Genomic DNA, 17,372 nt, shown 5'->3' with positions numbered 1-17,372 from the left:
CCGACATCTCGGACGAAACAACCTCGTGGAATTACGTGGCACCCACCTGGCACGATGTGACGGGTGACCACTCCGCAGATCCACTCCCAGCCGCGTTACCGCACGTTGCAGCAGTCGACCAAGCTGCAGAACGTGCTGTACGAGATCCGCGGACCGGTACACGCCCATGCCGCCCGGCTCGAGGCGGAGGGGCACCGCATCCTCAAGCTCAACATCGGCAATCCGGCCCCGTTCGGGTTCGAGGCCCCCGATGTGATCGTCCGAGACATGATCGCGGCGCTGCCGGTGGCGCAGGGGTACTCGGAATCGAAGGGCATTCTGTCCGCGCGGCGCGCCATCGTCACCCGATACGAGCTCGAACCGGGTTTCCCCGAGCTCGACGTCGACGACATCTATCTCGGTAACGGAGTCTCCGAGCTCATCACGATGACGATGCAGGCGTTGCTCGACGACGGTGACGAGGTACTGATCCCGGCCCCGGACTATCCGCTGTGGACGGCGATGACGACACTGTCCGGCGGCAAGGCCGTGCACTACATGTGCGACGAGGAGAACGGGTGGAATCCCGATCTGGCCGACATCGAGTCCAAGATCACCCCGAAGACCGTCGCACTGCTGGTGATCAACCCCAACAACCCGACGGGCGCGGTGTACTCGAAGGAGGTGCTGCAGGGCATCGTCGATCTGGCGCGCAAGCATCAGCTGCTGTTGCTGGCGGACGAGATCTACGACCGGATCCTCTACGACGACGCCCAGCACACCTCGCTGGCGAGTCTGGCTCCCGACCTGCTCTGCCTGACGTACAACGGACTGTCCAAGGCGTATCGAGTGGCCGGTTACCGCGCCGGCTGGCTCGCGATCACCGGACCGAAAAAGCACGCCGCAGGATTCATCGAAGGCATCGACCTTCTCGCGTCGACGCGATTGTGCCCCAATGTGCCTGCGCAACATGCCATTCAGGTCGCACTCGGTGGCTATCAGAGCATCGAGGATCTGATCCTGCCCGGCGGCCGTCTGCTCGAGCAGCGCGACGTCGCATGGGAGAAACTCAACGCGATTCACGGCGTCTCGTGCGTCAAACCGCGGGGTGCGCTGTACGCGTTTCCGCGACTCGACCCCGAAGTACACGAAATCTACGACGACGAAAAGCTGGTCCAGGACCTATTGCTGCAGGAGAAGATCCTCGTGGTTCAAGGCACCGGATTCAACTGGCCCGGCCACGATCACATCCGCATCGTGACTCTGCCGTGGGCGCGAGACCTGGCGGTGGCGATCGAGAGGTTCGGTAACTTTCTCGCGTCGTACAAGCAGTGACGCCGGAAGTTACTCGAAAGTAGTTGAAAGTGATGCACAAAACATCGGTGTGATCCCGCCTCGGCGACGAATGATCTGTACATTGGCGGACGGCACTTCGGTGCCCGCGAGCCCTGGTCGTCCCCTCCCCCCCGGGTCGGTCAGGTGGTGGCGGGGGACGCCCCCCCCTGCTCCCCGCCACCGAGCTCCTCGCATCTGTCACCAACCTGGCCCCGTACTAGCCTTGCATGGTGGAACCACACGGCAATCCTCCCGACGGCACCAAGCCGAGCCTCGACTCCTACGCGGGCCACGGGCACGGGCACGGCCACAGCGACACTCCGGTTCCGTTGGGACCGGTGGCGGCCAAGGTGGTCGTCGGACTGTTGGTCGCCATTGCCATCGCCGTGATCGGTGGTGCGATCGCTCTGTGGCCGAGCCAGCAGAGCGTCGACATCCCGTTGCCGTTCCAGACCTCCGGCGGCGGCGCAGTGTCCACCGAGGCGGGCACCATCACCTCGCAGAGCATCGGGTCCTGCGGAAGTCCCGACGCCGGAAGACCGTTCACCGGTGACCCGACCCCCGCGGTCAACGACTCCTACGAATGCCAGCGCAGCATCGTCGACATCACCACGGGCGAGGACGCGGGCAAGCGGACGGTACTCGAGATCGCTCCGGGGCCCGGGCAACCGACTCTGAGTGCCGGCGAGGACATCCGGTTGGTGGTGCAGACCGACCCTGCCGGTGGAGTCCGCTACTCCTTCAACGACTATTCCCGCGGGCTACCGTTGGCGCTGATCGTCGGCGTGTTCGCCGTGGTCATCTGCGTCGTCGCCCGCTGGCGGGGATTCCGCGCACTGGTCGGCCTGCTCATCGCGTTCGCCGTGCTGGTCGTGTTCATGCTGCCCGCCCTGCTCGACGGTGCACCCGCCATTCCGGTCGCCCTCGTCGCCGGTGCGGTGATTCTGTATGCCGTGCTCTATCTGGCGCACGGGGTGAACCTTCGGACCAGCTCGGCGCTGCTGGGCACCCTCACCTCGATGGCGGTGGCGGCGGTGCTGTCGTACGTCGCCATCCGCATGACCCACCTGACCGGATTGTCCGAGGAACAGAACACCGCCGTACAGACGTACATCGGCAATGTCAGCGTCACCGGTCTACTGTTGGCCGGCTTCATCATCGGCTCGCTCGGTGTGCTCAACGACGTGACGATCACGCAGGCGTCGGCGGCCTTCGAGCTCGCCTCGGTGGACGAGACGGCGTCGCGGCGCGAGATCTTCACCGCCACGATGCGGGTGGGTCGCGATCACATCGCCAGTACCGTCTACACGCTCGTGCTCGCCTACGCCGGTGGCGCACTGCCGCTGCTGCTGCTCTTCAGCGTGGCCGACCGGTCCATCCAGGACGTGCTCACCGGCGATTCGGTGGCCATCGAGATCGTCCGCTCCGCAGTCGGCGGTGTGGCGCTTGCCCTGTCGGTTCCGCTGACCACGGCGATCGCCGTGCTGTTGGCCCGCCCCATCAACGTGGGCGGGCCCTCCAACCGAGCGCAGCGCCGGGCGACGGCACCCACCCGCAAGAGCAGGCGCTCCGGTCGTCACAGCGCGTGAGCGGCTCCGCCGCACGTGAGTGAAAGCTCGTAGTGGGCTACGAGTTTTCGTGCACGTGCGGCGCAGCCGCTCAGGCGAACGCAGCGGCGACGGTCTCCGACAGCAGTGCACCGTTGTGCGTGCTCAGGCCGGCTTTGAGACCCGGGTCCGCCTCGCACGCAGCTTCCCAGCCCTTGTCGGCGAGTGCGACGACGTACGGCAGGGTGGCGTTGGTGAGCGCGTAGGTGGAGGTGCGCGGTACGGCACCGGGCATGTTGGCGACGCAGTAGAACACCGACTCGTGCACCTTGTACGTGGGATCGGAGTGGGTGGTGGCGTGCGAATCCTCGAAGCAGCCGCCCTGATCGATGGCGATGTCGACCAGAACCGAACCCGGCTTCATACGCTGAACCAGACTGTTGGACACGAGCTTCGGTGCCTTCGCTCCGGGCACCAGCACTGCGCCGATGACGAGATCCGCTGCGAGAACGGCCTGTTCGAGCTCGTAGGCGTTGGATACCAGAGTTTTCACCGCACCGCGGTACTGATCGTCGATGGCGCGCAGCGCCTTCACATCGAGATCGAGCACGGTGACGTCGGCGTGCATGCCGAAAGCGATTGCGGCGGCGTTCCTTCCGGACACGCCGGCTCCGATCACCACGACGTTGGCGGGGCGGACTCCGGGAACTCCGCCCATCAGAACTCCGCGGCCGCCTTCACTGGACATCAGGTGGTAGGCACCGGCCTGCGGCGCGAGGCGTCCGGCAACCTCACTCATCGGGGCGAGCAGCGGCAGCGAACCGTCTGCAGCAGTGACTGTTTCGTAGGCGATGGCGGTGGTACCCGACTCGAGCAGCGCATCGGTGCACGGCTTGGACGCCGCGAGGTGCAGGTAGGTGAACAGCACCTGCCCCTTCCTCAGGCGTGAATACTCCTCGGCGATAGGTTCTTTGACCTTCAACAGCAGGTCCGCAGACTCCCAGACCTCGGCGACATCGGTGAGAATCTGCGCCCCGGCGGCCTTGTAGTCGGTATCGGTGAACGACGAACCGGCTCCTGCCTCGGTTTCGATGATCACTTCGTGTCCTCGCGAGACCAGTTCGTGCACGCCTGCCGGGGTGATGGCCACCCGGTATTCGTGGTTCTTGATCTCGCGTGGAATTCCGATCTTCATGGCGGCCTCCTCGGTGGCGGGTGATGTGAAGCCGGAGCTCCAACCGTGTAGGCCAACTATGAATTATCTACGAAATACCTGCAACGGAAGTGAATATAATTCTGTACGATCCCAGAATGGTGAGCAATAGTTCGTTCGAGACGGGTGGAGTGGGGTATCGGTCGAACGATGTTCGGTCGGTGCCACTGGACCGAATCGACCACATCCTGCTCGACGAGCTCCGCCGCGACGCCCGTACACCCAACAACGCGCTCGCCGCCGCGGCCGGGATCGCACCGTCGACCGCACTGGCGCGGGTTCGCGCTCTGGTCGAACGCGGCGTCATCCGCGGCTTCCACGCCGAGATAGACCCCGAGGCACTCGGCCAGGGCATTCAGGCCATGATCTCGGTTCGGCTGCAAGCAGATGCTCGACGACGCATCAGCGAATTCGGTTCGAAGATCGCCTCACGGAAGGAGACGCTGAACATCTACTTCATTGCCGGTGCCGACGACTTCCTGGTGCATGTGGCGACCGTCGACACCGCCACTCTTCGCGACTTCGTCGTCGAGAATCTCAGCGCCGACCCTGCTGTGGCCGCTACCGAGACCATCCTGATCTTCGAGCACATCAGGCCGCGAAACACTCACGGAGAGGAGTGAATCGGGTCAGGGAGCGGGTGGGGCAATCGGCGGGAAACCGGGCAGCGTGAACTCCGGGAAGCCTGGAATCAGCGGTGGTGGCTGCTGCGTCGTCGGAGGAACGGTCTCGACGGGTGGCAGCGGAGCAGGCTCGGCCGTGGTCGTCGTCGGCTCCGGCGTCCACGGCTCCTGGTAGACCTCGGTCTCCGGTGGCACGGTGGTCGGTTCGACCGTGGTTTCCGGTGCAGGTGCGGGCGGCGGCAACACCGGCGCTGGTGTCACCGACGTGGGCGGCACCGTGGTGGTGACAGCGGGAGCTTCGGTCTGGTTCCGACTGACCGAGGTGTCTACCACCTGCGGTGTGTTCTGCTGGGTGATCATGAACGCGGAGCCGCCCACCACCAACGCGAGACCGAGCGCGAGAACACCTCCGGTGCGGAGCTTGCGCCGAGCCCGGGTGCGGTCGTCCTCGCCGTCGTCGTCGTCGTAATCGGCGTCGAGCCAGTAGACGTTCTTCAGCTGGAACGGAACCGGCTTGCCGTCGTCTGCTGCCTCGGGCCTGGCAGCAGAGTTCTTGGCAGCAGAAATCTCGGCAGACGAATCCCCCGTGTTCGCGCTCAACGCAACGACCTCCCCGTCGACCCGCGCCCCCTGCACATGGTCGTCGAGAACATCTTCCACCACCGGTGAGGTCTCCGGAACCGAATCGACTGCACCGGATTCGGCGGAGTCGGTGAACCTAGAGGAAGCGAATTCTCCCGAGGTACCGGTGGGATCGGCCGGGACTTCTGACGCCGGCATCTCGGACACCGGCACTTCGGACACCGGCACCTCGGACACCGTGTCCTGCGAGTGCGCGCCGACCGCTGCCGCCGCAATCCAGGGACGGGCCGGAACGGGACGCGTCGGCGAGGGAGCCGAGACAGGCACGCCAGGCGCGGCGTGCTGAGACTCGGCATTCGCCGGAACCGGACGGACCGGCGCGGGTAGCGGAGGCGGCACCGGCACGGAAGCCGGTTCCGAGCGGACCCGCGACGTGGGTTCGGCGGTCATCGACGCGGACGTCACCGGCCTATTCGGTGCCCGTCGCGTTCCGGTTCGCGTGCGCGAGTGCGGCCGAGCGGCCAGTGCCGCTCCACGTGCAGCGACGGTCTCGGGCTCGGTCGGCACGATCGACGGGAGTTCGAGCAGCGGTCCGACGCGTTTCTGCACGATCGGCATACGAGCGCCACCGCCGATCAGTACGACGGCGTCGATGGGAACGTTGGCACCGATCATCACGTCGCGCGCGAACTCGATGGCCTCGTCGAGCAGGTCGGTGATGAGCAGCTCGAAGTTCTCCCGGGAGAGCAGGATCATGCCGCTGGCGTCGGGCAGACATACCGCGTCCTGAGTGGACAAGCGTTCCTTGGCAATGCGGCAGCGCTTCTCGAACAACGCCATGTCGGGGTCGGTCGGCTGCTTGCCGAGGCGTTGGAGCTGATTGTTGCGCACGTAGGCGTCGAGCAGATCTCCGCTGTACGCACCGGATCGCTGCGAGGCGATGACGGTGCGCTGCACCAGGTCCACGACGCTGACGGTCAGTCCTGAACTTCCGAGGTCGAAAAGTGCGACGGAATTGCAGTTGCGGGCTTCGCCCGTTGCCGCCAGGTACTCGACGACGGCCTCCACCTCGGGGACCAGGTGGTAGTTGTGCAGGCGCGCACCGCTGAGGGCAGCATGCAGCGCGTCGGCCTGGCGGGGGTCGCGGTAAGCGACGCCGGTGGCCAGTTCGGGCTCGCTCTCGGCTGCGGCACCGATCGATTCGGCGGCCAGATGCGGAAGGTCTCCGCCAACGCTGTCGATGAGTTCGTTGCGGAAGAACAAGGGCCGGTCGATGTCGGTGACCAGGCCGGATGGGTCGCCGACGGGTGACCCGAACTGCTCGGCTCGGGGCTGCGCCGTGCGCACGGCTCGGGTCCCCATGGACACCCCAAGCAGCACAGTCACGGTTGTCGGCCTCATTTCGATCGGCAGTTGTCTTCGGACGCGATCCACCTCGTCCAGAGCGCCAGGCTACCGCTTCGGCCGAATCGGCGGGGCGCGCGCCCCGGCGGTGGACGGAGCCGGGCGTAGTGAAACCGGTCGCGCTCCCCACCCGGCCGGCTCGAACCGGACCCGAGGTCTATTCCGGCAGCTCCGGATCGACAGTCGGTAGGTACAGCTCGCCGGCGTAGCTGAACTCCCGCTCGTACAGGTCCGCGTCGGACAATCGAGCGGGCCCGAGCACCGGCAGCTCGGCGGGTCCCGGATCGACCCCGTCGGCCGGGCCCGCGACGGCAGAAAGCGCAGCGGCGAACGTGGAATCGATGGGAATCTGCTGGTCGATCAGCGGAGTGGGCGGCGGCGTGTTTCCCCGGGTGAACACCAGTCCCACCACCGCGACGATCAGCAGACTCACGGCGGCGAGCACGGACGCGTCCCGAATCGACCAGGTGCGTCGACCGCGGCGAACCGGCTCGGCGACGACCCCCGGCTCGGGTGCCGCGGGTTCGAGCACCTCGGGCTGCAGGAGTGCAGGTTCGTCGAGATCGATGTCGGCCGGGGCCGTATCGAAGGTGGTCGACGGGATCGTCAGATCCTCGGTCGCGAGTTGATCGACGGTGAGGCCGTCGACCATCCACTCCTCGACGGTGTCGAAGTCCAGCGTCTCCGGCTCGGCGAGCATCTCGGGTGCATCGAGCAGCTCCGACGCGTCGTCCGGGACGGTGATGATTCCCACATCGGCGTGGAGAGAGCCGTCGAAAGGGGTTTCGGCGGGTCTTTCGTCGAGTGCCGCACCCTCGGCGATGGCCATTGCAGGGTCGTCCGGCACGTGGACGGGAACGTTCCACTTGTCTTCGATGATGGTGCGCACCGCGGGGATGGCTGCACCGCCGCCGATCAGCAGTACGGCATCGGGCGCCTGCTTGGAGGCCCAGTCCAGGGCGTCGGAGACGAGCGGTGTGATCTCTCGCTCGAATTCCTTTCGGCTGAGCAACATCGGGCCGCGGTTGGGTGCCCGGACGCCGACCGACGAGCTCACCAACTCCTTGAGCTCGCGGAAGAAGGCCTGGTACTCCTGATCGCCCTCGGGGCCGACCGGAGCCGGCAGAATGCCCTTGGCCATCACGATGCCGCGGACCACCTCGTCGAAGCGGTCACCGCTGATGTCGACGGTGCGTGCGGTCCACTCGACGTACTCTCCCGCCACATCGAGAGCGGTGGCCGAAAGCCCCTTCTTTCCCAGGTCGACGACCAGGACGTAGTCCTTGTCTGCCAGTTCCGGAACGGTGCGGGCATAGGCGAGCAGGGCGCGGGACTCCTCGACCATGCGAGCTTTCGGCACGGTGCCGTCGCCGAGGGTCTCCAGCAGCGCCGTCACGGCTGCGGTGTCCCATCCTGCGAGGACGATGTCCTCGAACGGCCCGAGGTCGACGAGCTTGCCGGGCAGCAGGTCGTGTGCACCCTCTGCGTCGATGGAGTCCTCGACGCGGCGGCCGTCGGCGATGTACGCGATGCGCACGGCACCGGTACCCACTGACACCCCGCAGACTCCACCCATAGACCAGACAGTCCTTCACAGATTGTGTTTCGACGCCCGATCCGGCGCCCGTACGAGCCCCCGCTCCACTCGAAGTGTACGGCGGCTCAGATACCCGATGCGGGCATCCCGGTAACGCTACTAAACAATCTGCGATATTGTTTGAGAGGGTCTGGGGAGACTTTGGGTCGAAAAGGCGCACTGCCAGCCGACCCTGAGTCGACGACGAGGCCGTCCGGTCTCGTGGTTAACGCGATCGGTGGAGGTTTCGATGCAGACGCTCAATGCTCACGACGTGGTTCGAGTGCGAACCGTTCTGGAGAAATTCGGAAAGCTGCCGGTCCCCGTTGAGGGCATCGACGAAGCTGCCGATCTCTACGACAGCGGCCTCACCTCGCACGCCAGCGTCAACGTGATGATCGCGCTCGAGGACGAGTTCGACGTCGAATTTCCCGACACCATGCTGCAGAAGTCGACCTTCGGCAGCATCAACGCGATCGCCGCGGCCATCGCCCAGCTGACGGACTGAGGCCATGACCACCGTCTACGAGAGCTCGATCGACCAGTCGATCACCGACGTGCTGGCCGTACTGCGGACCTACGCCGACGAGGTCGATCGCGATGCCCGTTTTCCCACCGAATCGGTGGATGCGCTGCGCGACGCCGGCTTGCTCGGGGTCGGAATTCCGCGGGAGTTCGGCGGAGGCGGGGCAACACTGACCGACATAGCCCGGATCTCGCGCGCCCTCGGTGCCGAGTGCGCATCGACCGCGATGATCTTCGTGATGCACCAGTCACAGGTGCTCAGCATCGTCCGCCACGGCAAGTCCGACGCCATGGCAGACCTGCAGCGTCGGATCGTGACCGATCGCATACTGGTGGCGTCGGCCACCACCGAGATCAACATCGGCGGCGACGTCCGCTCGAGCAGTTGCGCGGTGGAGTACGACGGTGAGCAGATCACGCTCAGCAAGAACGCACCGGTCATCTCCTACGGCGAGTACGCACAGATCGTGTTGGCGACGGCGCGGCGCAGCGTCGACAGCCCGCCGAGCGATCAGGTGCTCGTGGTGTGCGAGAAGCCCGACGTGACGCTCGTCAAGACCGGCACCTGGGACACCCTCGGCTTTCGCGGCACCTGCAGCCCCGGCTTCATGCTGGACGCGCGCACGACGACGTCGAACATCCTGGGCGACAACTACGGCGACATCTCCGCTCAGACCATGCTTCCTGTAGCGCACGTGCTGTGGGGATCTGCGTGGCTCGGCATCGCCGACGCGGCGGTCACCAAGGCGCGCAAGTCGGTGCAGAAGGCCGCACGCAAGACTCCGGGAACGCCGCCGCCGAGCGCGCTGCGTCTCGCGGAGCTGATGGTGGTGCACGAGCAGTTGGTGGACACGGTGTTCGGTGCCGCAGCCAAGTTCGAGGCCGTCTCCGACAGCCCTGCCGAGCTCGGAGCCATCGGTTTCGCACTCAAGATCAACAACGTCAAGGTCACCGCGTCGACGCTCGTCATCGACATCGTCGGCAAGGCACTGCAGATCTGTGGCATCTCCGGCTACCGCCAGGACGGCGAGATGAGCATCGGCCGTCATCTTCGCGATGCGCACGGGTCCGCGATCATGGTCAGCAACGAACGCATCCTGGGGCACAACTCGCAGCTCTCCCTCGTCTACAAGGGAAAATGATGACCACCACACACTCCGCACCGGAGACAGACATCAGCGAACTCGACTCGGCCCGAGCCGCTTTCCGCGCCCAGCTCGTCGACGCCGGCTTGCTGGTTCCCAGCTCGATCCCCGGATTGTACGGGCGCAGTGGCGAATTCGAGGACATCATCGAGTTCGTCGATGCCCGCGTCACCGAGGCAGGCGTCGCCGAACACGGCCGTCAGGCCACTCGATTCCGGTTCGCTCCGGTCTTCCCGCGGGAAGCCTTCGAGCGCACCGACTACATCGCGTCGTTCCCCAACCTCACCGGTGCCATCAACACGTTCGAGGGCGACAACAAGGAACACGCGGCGCTGTTGGCGGAACGATCAGACGGTAAGGACTGGGATCACTTTCTGCACTCGGCGGGCACCATGCTGGTCTCGGCTGCCTGCCATCCGTCGTACTCGATGCTCACCGGCACGCTGCCCGACGAGGGCACGCTGATGGACATCTACGGCTACTGCTTCCGGCACGAACCCGCGGTGGATCCGGCTCGGATGCAGGCATTTCGGATGCACGAGTTCGTTCGAGTCGGCACCCCCGACGACGCGATCGCACACCGCGAACGCTGGGTACCGCGCGGTCTTCAGGTGCTGGCAGATCTGGGGTTGGAAGCCGAGGCGGTCATTGCCAACGACCCGTTCTTCGGTCGCGCCGGACGCATGCTCGCGGCGAACCAGCGCAACGAGAACCTCAAGACCGAACTGGTCGTCAAGCTCTACGGAGATCTCGACGAGGGCACCGCGGTCGTCTCGTGCAACTGCCACCGCGATCACTTCGGGCACACCTTCGGCATCGAGACCGTCGACGGCGAACCGGCCCACAGCGCCTGCGTCGGCTTCGGCATGGAACGCATCGCCCTGGCGATGCTCCGCACCCATGGACTCGATCGATCGGCCTGGCCTGCCGCACTGCGCAACTGATCGATACCGCTTCACCCGTGTACGTACACGAAGGACCAAACCTGTGAACAGTTCCCGCACCGCTCCCCGGCGCATCGGCTCAGTTCTCGCCGAGTCCTCTTCGCGTACGGCGGGCGGCAAGTACTCGATGTGGTTCGGCCCGGCCGACTCACCGCTGTTCGGCACCGTCCATGTGCCGTCCGGCGGTCGGGCGCGCGGCGGTGTGGTGCTGTGCCCACCATTGGGCAAGGAACAGGTCGATTCGTATCGCGGCATGACCCTGCTCGCGCAGAAGCTTTGTGCGCAGGGACTTCTGGTGCTGCGGTTCGACTATCACGGCACCGGGGATTCGTGGGGCGAGCAGGATCAGCCCGACGCGGTGGCGCACTGGCAGCGCAGCATCGTCGAAGCCGTCGCCTACGTTCGTGGTTGCGGGGTGAACGACGTCGGCCTCGTCGGTCTGCGCGTCGGTGCCTTGTTGGCGTGTTCGGTCGCCGCCGAGTGTGGCCCGCTCACCGCGATGACGCTGTGGGATCCGGTGGTCAGAGGACGGTCGTATCTGCACGAGCAGCGCGCGCTGTATTCGGTGAGCGTGACCACCGACTCCGACGCAGATCCGCGGGTGTCGATCATCGGCGCTGTGCTGCATCCCGATTCGGCTGCCGACTTCTCCGCGCTCGATGCCGCGAAGACGAGAACGGACGCGCCGGTGCTGGTTGCCACGCGCGCCGAGCGAGCCGATACCAAGCCCGTACGCAGGGTCGTCGAGACTCTCTCGGCTCAGGAACACATTCTGACCGCGCACGACGACTTTCTCGAGCCGAGTGATTTCGAGGTCGTCATCCCGACGTCCGACATCTCCTACCTCGCGACGTGGACGGCGTCGAAGTTCCCCGCGACGCCCGCGGCCGACGTCGCGGTGGAGCGTCGATCGCTATCTGTGGTCGAGGGAATTCAGGAGAGCATCGAATACCTGGGCGCACAGCAGCTTTTCGCGATTCGGTCGTCCTCGGATCTGTGCCTGCCCGGTGGACCGACCGTGGTGTTGTATCCCACCGCCAACGAGCACCGTGTCGGTCCGGTCCGTATGTGGGTGGAACTGGCGCGGCTGCTGCCTCGCTTCGGAGTGGCCACGGTGCGTTTCGATCGTCGCGGCACCGGCGAGAGCGGAACCGTGTCCGATACGGAGTTGACCCGGCTCTACAGCGACGAGGGCAACGAGGATGCACTCACCGCCGTCCGGCAGTCGGGGTCGACCCCGGACAACGTCCTGGTGGCCGGAATGTGCTCGGGCTCCTGGTATTCCAGCTTCGCCGCCCGAGAACTGGGGGTTCGTGCCGCAGTACTGCTCAACACCCTGGACTGGACCACTCGTCGACTCGAATTCGTCAAGCGTTCCTCGATGCACATCGAGGAGACGGGACTGAAGGCTCGCGCACTCGACCGTCTGCACCACTGGGGTGTACGGACCAAGAATGCACTGCAGCCGCGAGTTCCGTATGCCCTGTGGATCTGGCTCGGGCGGCGCGGATTGATCCAGGTTCCCGAGATCTCGTTACGCATTCTCAGCGACCGCCGGGTGCAGACACGAGTTCTGCTCTCCCCCACCGACACCGCCTGGTTCGAGGCCAATCGGGGCCCGGAGGGAATGCGCCGGCTCCAGCGCCGATCGTCGGTGCCCACCGTCACCTCGTTCGAGTCCGGTGATCACTCGCTCTACGGTCGCGACCTGCGCGAGAACGTCCGAGCCGAACTTCTCGCGGCCACTGCTGCTGCGTTCGACCTCGAGATCACTGCACCGTCGCCTCCCGTCGCAGTGGGGCGGGTTCGATTGTGAAGCACCGCGCTCCCCGAATCCTGCCGCCCAAGCACGAACAGCTCGAACAACTTCGGTGGTATCCGGTCGAACCGGCTCGGTTCGACCTGGGTCTGATGAACAGCCCGACGATGCCGGTGCAGACCGTGCCTCGGCACGATGCCGTGCAGTCGGTCGATGTTTCTCCGATCGCCGACCCCGTCGAACATTCGGCACCCGAGACGGGACCGGGTTCGAAGGCCTCCGACCGCAATCTCGCGCTCAACTCGATGGCTCTGATGCTCTCGACGGCCATCACCGGCGCACTCGGCCTGCTGTTCTGGGCTGCAGCCGGTCGGCTCTACCCCGTCGCCGAGGTGGGCAGCGCGTCGGCGGTCATCACCTCCGCGGTGATGCTCTCCACGTTGTCCAATCTGAGCCTCGGTTCGATGTACGAGCGATTCCTTCCGATCTCGGGCCGGTTGGCCAAGTCGTTCATCGTGCGCGGCTACCTCACCGTCACCGCGTTCGCGTTCGTGCTCGGCGGCGGCTTCCTGCTGGTTGCGCCGGTGGACGAGATGTTCACCAACACCGCCGAAATCGTCTCGTTCCCGTTCTTCGTCGCAGTGCTCGCGGTGTTCGCGCTGCAGGATCAGACCTCCTCCGGCCTGGGCGTCGCCCGATGGGCGGCCGCCAAGAACGTATTTCACGCCGTCTTCAAGTTCGTGTTGTTGTTGGCGCTCTTCTCGACCGAGCGCAGTACCTCGATCATCTCCGCCTGGGCCGTCCCCGCGATCGTGGCGTCGATCTTCGTCCTGCGCGCGATCCTGAAGAACGTCCGCACCGAACAGCGGTACGCAGGCAAGCCGGATCTGCCGCCCCGGCGTGAGATGTGGGCCTACTTCGGTTCGGCGTACGGCATCACCGCGCTCGGCTCGCTCGCTCCGCTGCTCGTGCCGATGATCGTCGTCGCCACCCTCGGTGCCGAGCAGAACGCCTACTTCTCGCTCACCTGGTCGATCGTCAGTGCTCTGTACATTCTCATCAGCGTGTTGATCGGACCGTACGTCGCCGAGGTCGCCGCCCACCCCGAACAGTTCCACCGCCTGACGAAGCGATTCATGAGCCTCGTGTGCATCGTCGCGGTGGGTGGGTCGATCTTCCTGGCGTTCGTCGCGCCGTTCGGACTCGGCCTGATCGGCCAGGGTTATCGCGATCAGGGCACCATCATCGTGCAGTTGGCCGCGCTCACCATTCCGCTCTCCGTCGTCGGTTCCCTGTACGACGGTCTGGCTCGGGTCCGTCGGCGCATGCGACTGGCCGTGATCGTGCAGGTGGTGGCCACCTCGATCATCATCGGCGGCTCGGTGGCACTGTCGTCGTCGATGGGCATCGCGGCCGTCGGCTGGGCGTACCTCGCCGCGGAGGGGTTCGGCGCACTCGTCCTGATCGTGCCGCTCGTTCGGTGGATTCGTGAGCTGTCCGCCGGCAGCTCGGGCGAGTCCGGTGACAGCCCGGGGCCGTCGGGCTCCCCCGGACCTCGCGGGCCGATCGACGACAGCGACGCCCGCCCACCTCGATCGCGTCATCGCGAGCCCCGCCACGGCGAGCCACGCCACGCCGAACCGCCTCGCCGCGAGCCACAGGACGGCCGGCCGCAGCTCGACGAACCGTCACCGCGTCGCATCCCTGTCCACGCTCAACACAGGACGGCACCATGACTCAGACCTATCGCGCCAGTTCACTGGACATGCTTCGGTCCGATTCGCGCATCGTGACCGTGCTGGGACCCGCGGACTTCGGTGATCTCGCACGAGTGCGGAGCCGGGTACTCGCACTGGCCTCGATCGGTCCTGCGACGCGGCTGGGCCTGCGCGCCGACCAGTCTTCGGCCGGCTGGGTCTACGAGCCGGAGCGGGTGGTCGAGCACATCGTCGAGGGACCCGCCGTCGATCACGAACAGTTGGCCAAGGAGCTCACCGAGTTCTCGCACGCGTCCGTTCCCGAGATCACTCTGCGGATCCGTCTGGCCGGTCGCTACCTGTTCCTCGATCTCAATCACGGTATCGGCGACGCTCTGTTGCCGGTCGACCTGTTCGCCTACTTGGCCGACGCACGTCCCGACGCCCCGCTTCCGGCGTGGGCGAGCAGAGCCATCGACGGTCACCCTCTCCGAAAAGCACTGTTGCGCTGGATCGTTCGAAATCCCAGGAAAGTCTTCGACACGATCCACGACCGCGTCCGTCCCGGTCCGAACCCGGAATACGCAGCCACCACCGACACCGCCGCGCCGGACACCGCATCGCCGACGGCATGTCGGCCGTGGGCACCGTCCGCGGCGGTGGCCACCGTGGTGACGCAATCGGGTACCACCGATGCGATCCGGCGGTGGCGGGAATCCCACCTGCCCGGCGCGAGCGTCAGCGCCGTGATGTGCGCCGCCGTGGCTGCGGCGTTCGCGCGCACGTCGTTGTCGCTCGATCGTTCCGCGGCGTTTCTGTTCGACTGCCGCCGCTACCTTCCGCCGTCGACGGTGGTGCTCGGCAACTTCGCGGCCGGGATCCGTTTCTCCGACATCGATCCCACCTCGGCCGGGGAGGTGCATGGGGCATTGTCCGGTGCCATTGCCAAGGGCCGTCCCATCGCATCCGCGACGATCAGCACCATCAAGTACAAGCGTGAACACAAGGCCGTCTCCGGGGTGTCAGCAGACCGAGTTCCGGTTCGACCCAGAGTTCAGCTCATGTACTCCGATCTCGGTAGAGTCAGGCAGTTGGAGCAGGTCTCCTGGGTTGCCGAGCCCGCCGACCGTGCCTTCTTCGTGATCGCCGATCCGGGACTACCGGAGTCGGTGATGATCACGATGGAGACCATCGGTTCGGTCGTGTTCGTCTCGGCGTCGTTCCACGACAATGTTTTCGACCGCCACACAGTGCAAGCCGCACTCGATCTCGTAGCAGCGAACCCCCTCGCATTGCTGGCCCCTCAGGAGAAGACTGCATGACCATCGAAGCGAAGCGCCCCACCGAACCCGAAGCGAACAGTCCGACGTCGAGCACCGTTGCGCCTGCAACGAAGCGATCGGTCTTCGTTGCCCACGTCGCTCGGTGGGCGGGCTTGTCGGTGGTGCAGTTCGTTCTCGTCGAGTACATCGTCTCGGCCACCTGGCGGGGTCTCTACAGCTACCGGAACAACTACATCAGCGAGCTCGGCGTTCCTTTCTGCGGGCCTACCGGCAACTGGCCGTGCAGCCAGCTCTACGTGCTGCTGAACGCCTCGATGGTGCTGTTCGGTGTGGCGATCGCTGCGGTGGGCGCATCGTGGTACATCGTTCGCCGGATCGACGGCAGGGCCGCGTCGTTCTTCCTCGTGGCCGGCGCGGGCGCCATGACCGCCGGCGTGGTCAACCAGGGCGTGAACTACCCCATCCACTCGTTCGGAGCCACCGCGTTCTTCATCTTCGGAAACTTCGGCCTCGTCGTCGCAGGCGGGCACCGGAGTCTGCCGCGCGGTATTCGCATCGTCGTGACCGCGCTCGGTGCCGTCGGTCTGGCCGGTTACTTCGCCTACATGAGCGGTCACGAGTTCGGTCTCGGTATCGGCAGCATGGAACGCATCGCCACCTATGCGCTTCTCGTGGGCATAGTCGTGCTGTCGGTCTCGCAGTTCAACGCGACGCGAGTTCCGAAGAACGTCGACGAGACCGCGTGAGTCGTCATGCCGCATCGAGCCACGAGTCCGGAACGGGGACCGTCGAGGTTTCGCGGCTACCGGGAACCGGGCTCATCGTCGAGCCTCCACGTCGACGCTGGCCTTCCGTTCTGGCGTTCCTCGTCGTGCTGGGTCTGGTCGTCACCGGAACCGTGTACGGGTTGACGCAGCGCTCGGACGGAGCCGAACCCGACTCCACTGCGCAGGGCACCGTCGACGCCACCTCCACGACGTCGGCGTCGAATACCGAAGCCGCCAAGCCCGGATTCACCGTCTACGACGACTTCTCGGGCACGGCGGGTGATGCCATGTCGGACGACCGTTGGAGTCACGATGTCGGACAGACCGGTTGGGGCAACAACGAGAAGCAGGACTACACCGATTCGACCGAGAACTCGTCTCTCGACGGAGACGGCCACATGGTCATCAATGCGATGCGCAACGGTGACGGGTACACCTCGGCCCGAGTGACCACCAAGGACAAGTTCGAGTTCACCTACGGCCGCATCGAGGCCAGGATCAAGATGCCGGCCGGAGCCGGACTGCATCCGGCGTTCTGGATGCTCGGTACCGACCTGGACTCGGTCGGCTGGCCGCTGTCCGGCGAGATCGACATCATGGAGACGTTGAACCAGGCCGACCAGTACCACACCGGAATCCATGCCCCCCAACCCGATTCGTTGACGAGCCAGAAGGTGGACGCAGGCGGGATTCCGCCGGAGCCACTGTCCGAGAACTTCCACACCTACTGGGTCGAGCGCTCTCCCGGCCGCGTGACCACCGGCATCGACGGCACCACCTTGGCCACGATCACTCCGGCAGACCTCACCGGCGGCAACGACTACTGGGTCTTCGACAAGCCGTTCTTCCTGCTGTTCAACGTCGCCGTCGCCGGTGACTGGCCCGGCCCCACCGACAACTCCACGCCCTTCCCGGCGACCATGGCGGTCGACTGGGTGCGGTATCGCGCCGACTGAGACCCCGCTCCACCTGCCCGTACGTGTCACCCCGAAA

Annotated in this window: 14 protein-coding genes; 11 read left to right on the top strand and 3 right to left on the bottom strand. The window is 65.7% G+C overall.

Features of this window, described 5'->3' with window-relative positions:
* Positions 1-63: 63 nt before the first annotated feature.
* Both R3P95_RS07885 and R3P95_RS07880 read left to right on the top strand, forming a co-directional pair.
* Entirely contained in the window at positions 64-1,314 is a 1,251-nt protein-coding gene (locus R3P95_RS07885; RefSeq protein WP_094686906.1) for a pyridoxal phosphate-dependent aminotransferase, read from the top strand.
* A 227-nt stretch (positions 1,315-1,541) separates the two neighbouring features.
* On the top strand, positions 1,542-2,903 hold the full coding sequence (locus R3P95_RS07880) for a YibE/F family protein (RefSeq protein ID WP_317547908.1): 1,362 nt from the start codon (positions 1,542-1,544) through the stop codon (positions 2,901-2,903).
* A gap of 70 nt (positions 2,904-2,973) precedes the next feature.
* On the opposite strand, the gene ald is transcribed toward R3P95_RS07880, so the two are convergent.
* Positions 2,974-4,056 (bottom strand): alanine dehydrogenase, encoded by a 1,083-nt coding sequence (ald, locus tag R3P95_RS07875; RefSeq protein ID WP_317547907.1) that lies wholly within the window; start codon positions 4,054-4,056, stop codon positions 2,974-2,976.
* Between the two features lie 116 nt (positions 4,057-4,172).
* On the opposite strand from ald, the gene R3P95_RS07870 reads away from it, so the two are divergent.
* Positions 4,173-4,697, top strand: coding sequence for an Lrp/AsnC family transcriptional regulator (locus tag R3P95_RS07870; protein ID WP_317547906.1), 525 nt, complete (start codon positions 4,173-4,175; stop codon positions 4,695-4,697).
* Positions 4,698-4,703: 6 nt separating this feature from the next.
* Here R3P95_RS07870 and R3P95_RS07865 read toward each other — a convergent pair whose 3' ends face one another.
* Together R3P95_RS07865 and R3P95_RS07860 are read right to left on the bottom strand one after the other, a co-directional pair.
* On the bottom strand, positions 4,704-6,665 hold the full coding sequence (locus tag R3P95_RS07865) for an Hsp70 family protein (protein ID WP_317547905.1): 1,962 nt from the start codon (positions 6,663-6,665) through the stop codon (positions 4,704-4,706).
* A gap of 175 nt (positions 6,666-6,840) precedes the next feature.
* Positions 6,841-8,241, bottom strand: a complete 1,401-nt coding sequence (locus R3P95_RS07860; protein ID WP_317547904.1) for a hypothetical protein — start codon at positions 8,239-8,241, stop codon at positions 6,841-6,843.
* A gap of 268 nt (positions 8,242-8,509) precedes the next feature.
* Between R3P95_RS07860 and R3P95_RS07855 the strand changes: the two genes are divergently transcribed.
* From R3P95_RS07855 to R3P95_RS07820, 8 genes are read left to right on the top strand one after another with little or no spacing between them, the layout of a single operon-like run.
* Positions 8,510-8,767 carry an acyl carrier protein gene (locus R3P95_RS07855; protein ID WP_032396368.1) on the top strand — a complete coding sequence of 86 codons (258 nt, stop codon included), beginning with the start codon at positions 8,510-8,512 and terminating at the stop codon, positions 8,765-8,767.
* A gap of 4 nt (positions 8,768-8,771) precedes the next feature.
* A complete protein-coding gene (locus R3P95_RS07850) occupies positions 8,772-9,926 on the top strand; it encodes an acyl-CoA dehydrogenase family protein (protein WP_149407377.1) in 1,155 nt (384 codons plus the stop codon).
* Entirely contained in the window at positions 9,926-10,873 is a 948-nt protein-coding gene (locus tag R3P95_RS07845) for an amino acid--[acyl-carrier-protein] ligase (RefSeq protein WP_149407378.1), read from the top strand. The genes R3P95_RS07850 and R3P95_RS07845 overlap by 1 nt, the downstream gene beginning before the upstream one ends.
* 43 nt (positions 10,874-10,916) lie before the next feature.
* On the top strand, positions 10,917-12,689 hold the full coding sequence (locus tag R3P95_RS07840) for an alpha/beta fold hydrolase (protein WP_317547903.1): 1,773 nt from the start codon (positions 10,917-10,919) through the stop codon (positions 12,687-12,689).
* Positions 12,686-14,368, top strand: a complete 1,683-nt coding sequence (locus tag R3P95_RS07835) for a lipopolysaccharide biosynthesis protein (protein ID WP_317547902.1) — start codon at positions 12,686-12,688, stop codon at positions 14,366-14,368. The genes R3P95_RS07840 and R3P95_RS07835 overlap by 4 nt, the downstream gene beginning before the upstream one ends.
* Positions 14,365-15,651, top strand: coding sequence for a hypothetical protein (locus tag R3P95_RS07830; RefSeq protein ID WP_317547901.1), 1,287 nt, complete (start codon positions 14,365-14,367; stop codon positions 15,649-15,651). The genes R3P95_RS07835 and R3P95_RS07830 overlap by 4 nt, the downstream gene beginning before the upstream one ends.
* A complete protein-coding gene (locus R3P95_RS07825) occupies positions 15,648-16,358 on the top strand; it encodes a DUF998 domain-containing protein (protein ID WP_082898759.1) in 711 nt (236 codons plus the stop codon). Before R3P95_RS07830 ends, R3P95_RS07825 begins: the two co-directional genes overlap by 4 nt.
* Positions 16,355-17,335 carry a glycoside hydrolase family 16 protein gene (locus R3P95_RS07820; RefSeq protein ID WP_317547900.1) on the top strand — a complete coding sequence of 327 codons (981 nt, stop codon included), beginning with the start codon at positions 16,355-16,357 and terminating at the stop codon, positions 17,333-17,335. Before R3P95_RS07825 ends, R3P95_RS07820 begins: the two co-directional genes overlap by 4 nt.
* Positions 17,336-17,372: the final 37 nt, after the last annotated feature.

The sequence above is a fragment of the Rhodococcus cercidiphylli genome (assembly GCF_033042225.1).
Classification (GTDB): domain Bacteria; phylum Actinomycetota; class Actinomycetes; order Mycobacteriales; family Mycobacteriaceae; genus Rhodococcoides.
Note: the sequence above shows the minus strand (reverse complement) of the source record. Positions and strands in the feature narration are given on the sequence as shown.

What these genes read in the sequence shown, in the direction of transcription:
- R3P95_RS07880 (WP_317547908.1), top strand. Translation starts at nt 1,542, where the DNA reads ATGGTGGAACCACACGGCAATCCTCCCGACGGCACCAAGCCGAGCCTC.
- ald (WP_317547907.1), bottom strand. Translation starts at nt 4,056, where the DNA reads ATGAAGATCGGAATTCCACGCGAGATCAAGAACCACGAATACCGGGTG.
- R3P95_RS07870 (WP_317547906.1), top strand. Translation starts at nt 4,173, where the DNA reads ATGGTGAGCAATAGTTCGTTCGAGACGGGTGGAGTGGGGTATCGGTCG.
- R3P95_RS07855 (WP_032396368.1), top strand. Translation starts at nt 8,510, where the DNA reads ATGCAGACGCTCAATGCTCACGACGTGGTTCGAGTGCGAACCGTTCTG.
- R3P95_RS07850 (WP_149407377.1), top strand. Translation starts at nt 8,772, where the DNA reads ATGACCACCGTCTACGAGAGCTCGATCGACCAGTCGATCACCGACGTG.
- R3P95_RS07845 (WP_149407378.1), top strand. Translation starts at nt 9,926, where the DNA reads ATGACCACCACACACTCCGCACCGGAGACAGACATCAGCGAACTCGAC.
- R3P95_RS07830 (WP_317547901.1), top strand. Translation starts at nt 14,365, where the DNA reads ATGACTCAGACCTATCGCGCCAGTTCACTGGACATGCTTCGGTCCGAT.
- R3P95_RS07825 (WP_082898759.1), top strand. Translation starts at nt 15,648, where the DNA reads ATGACCATCGAAGCGAAGCGCCCCACCGAACCCGAAGCGAACAGTCCG.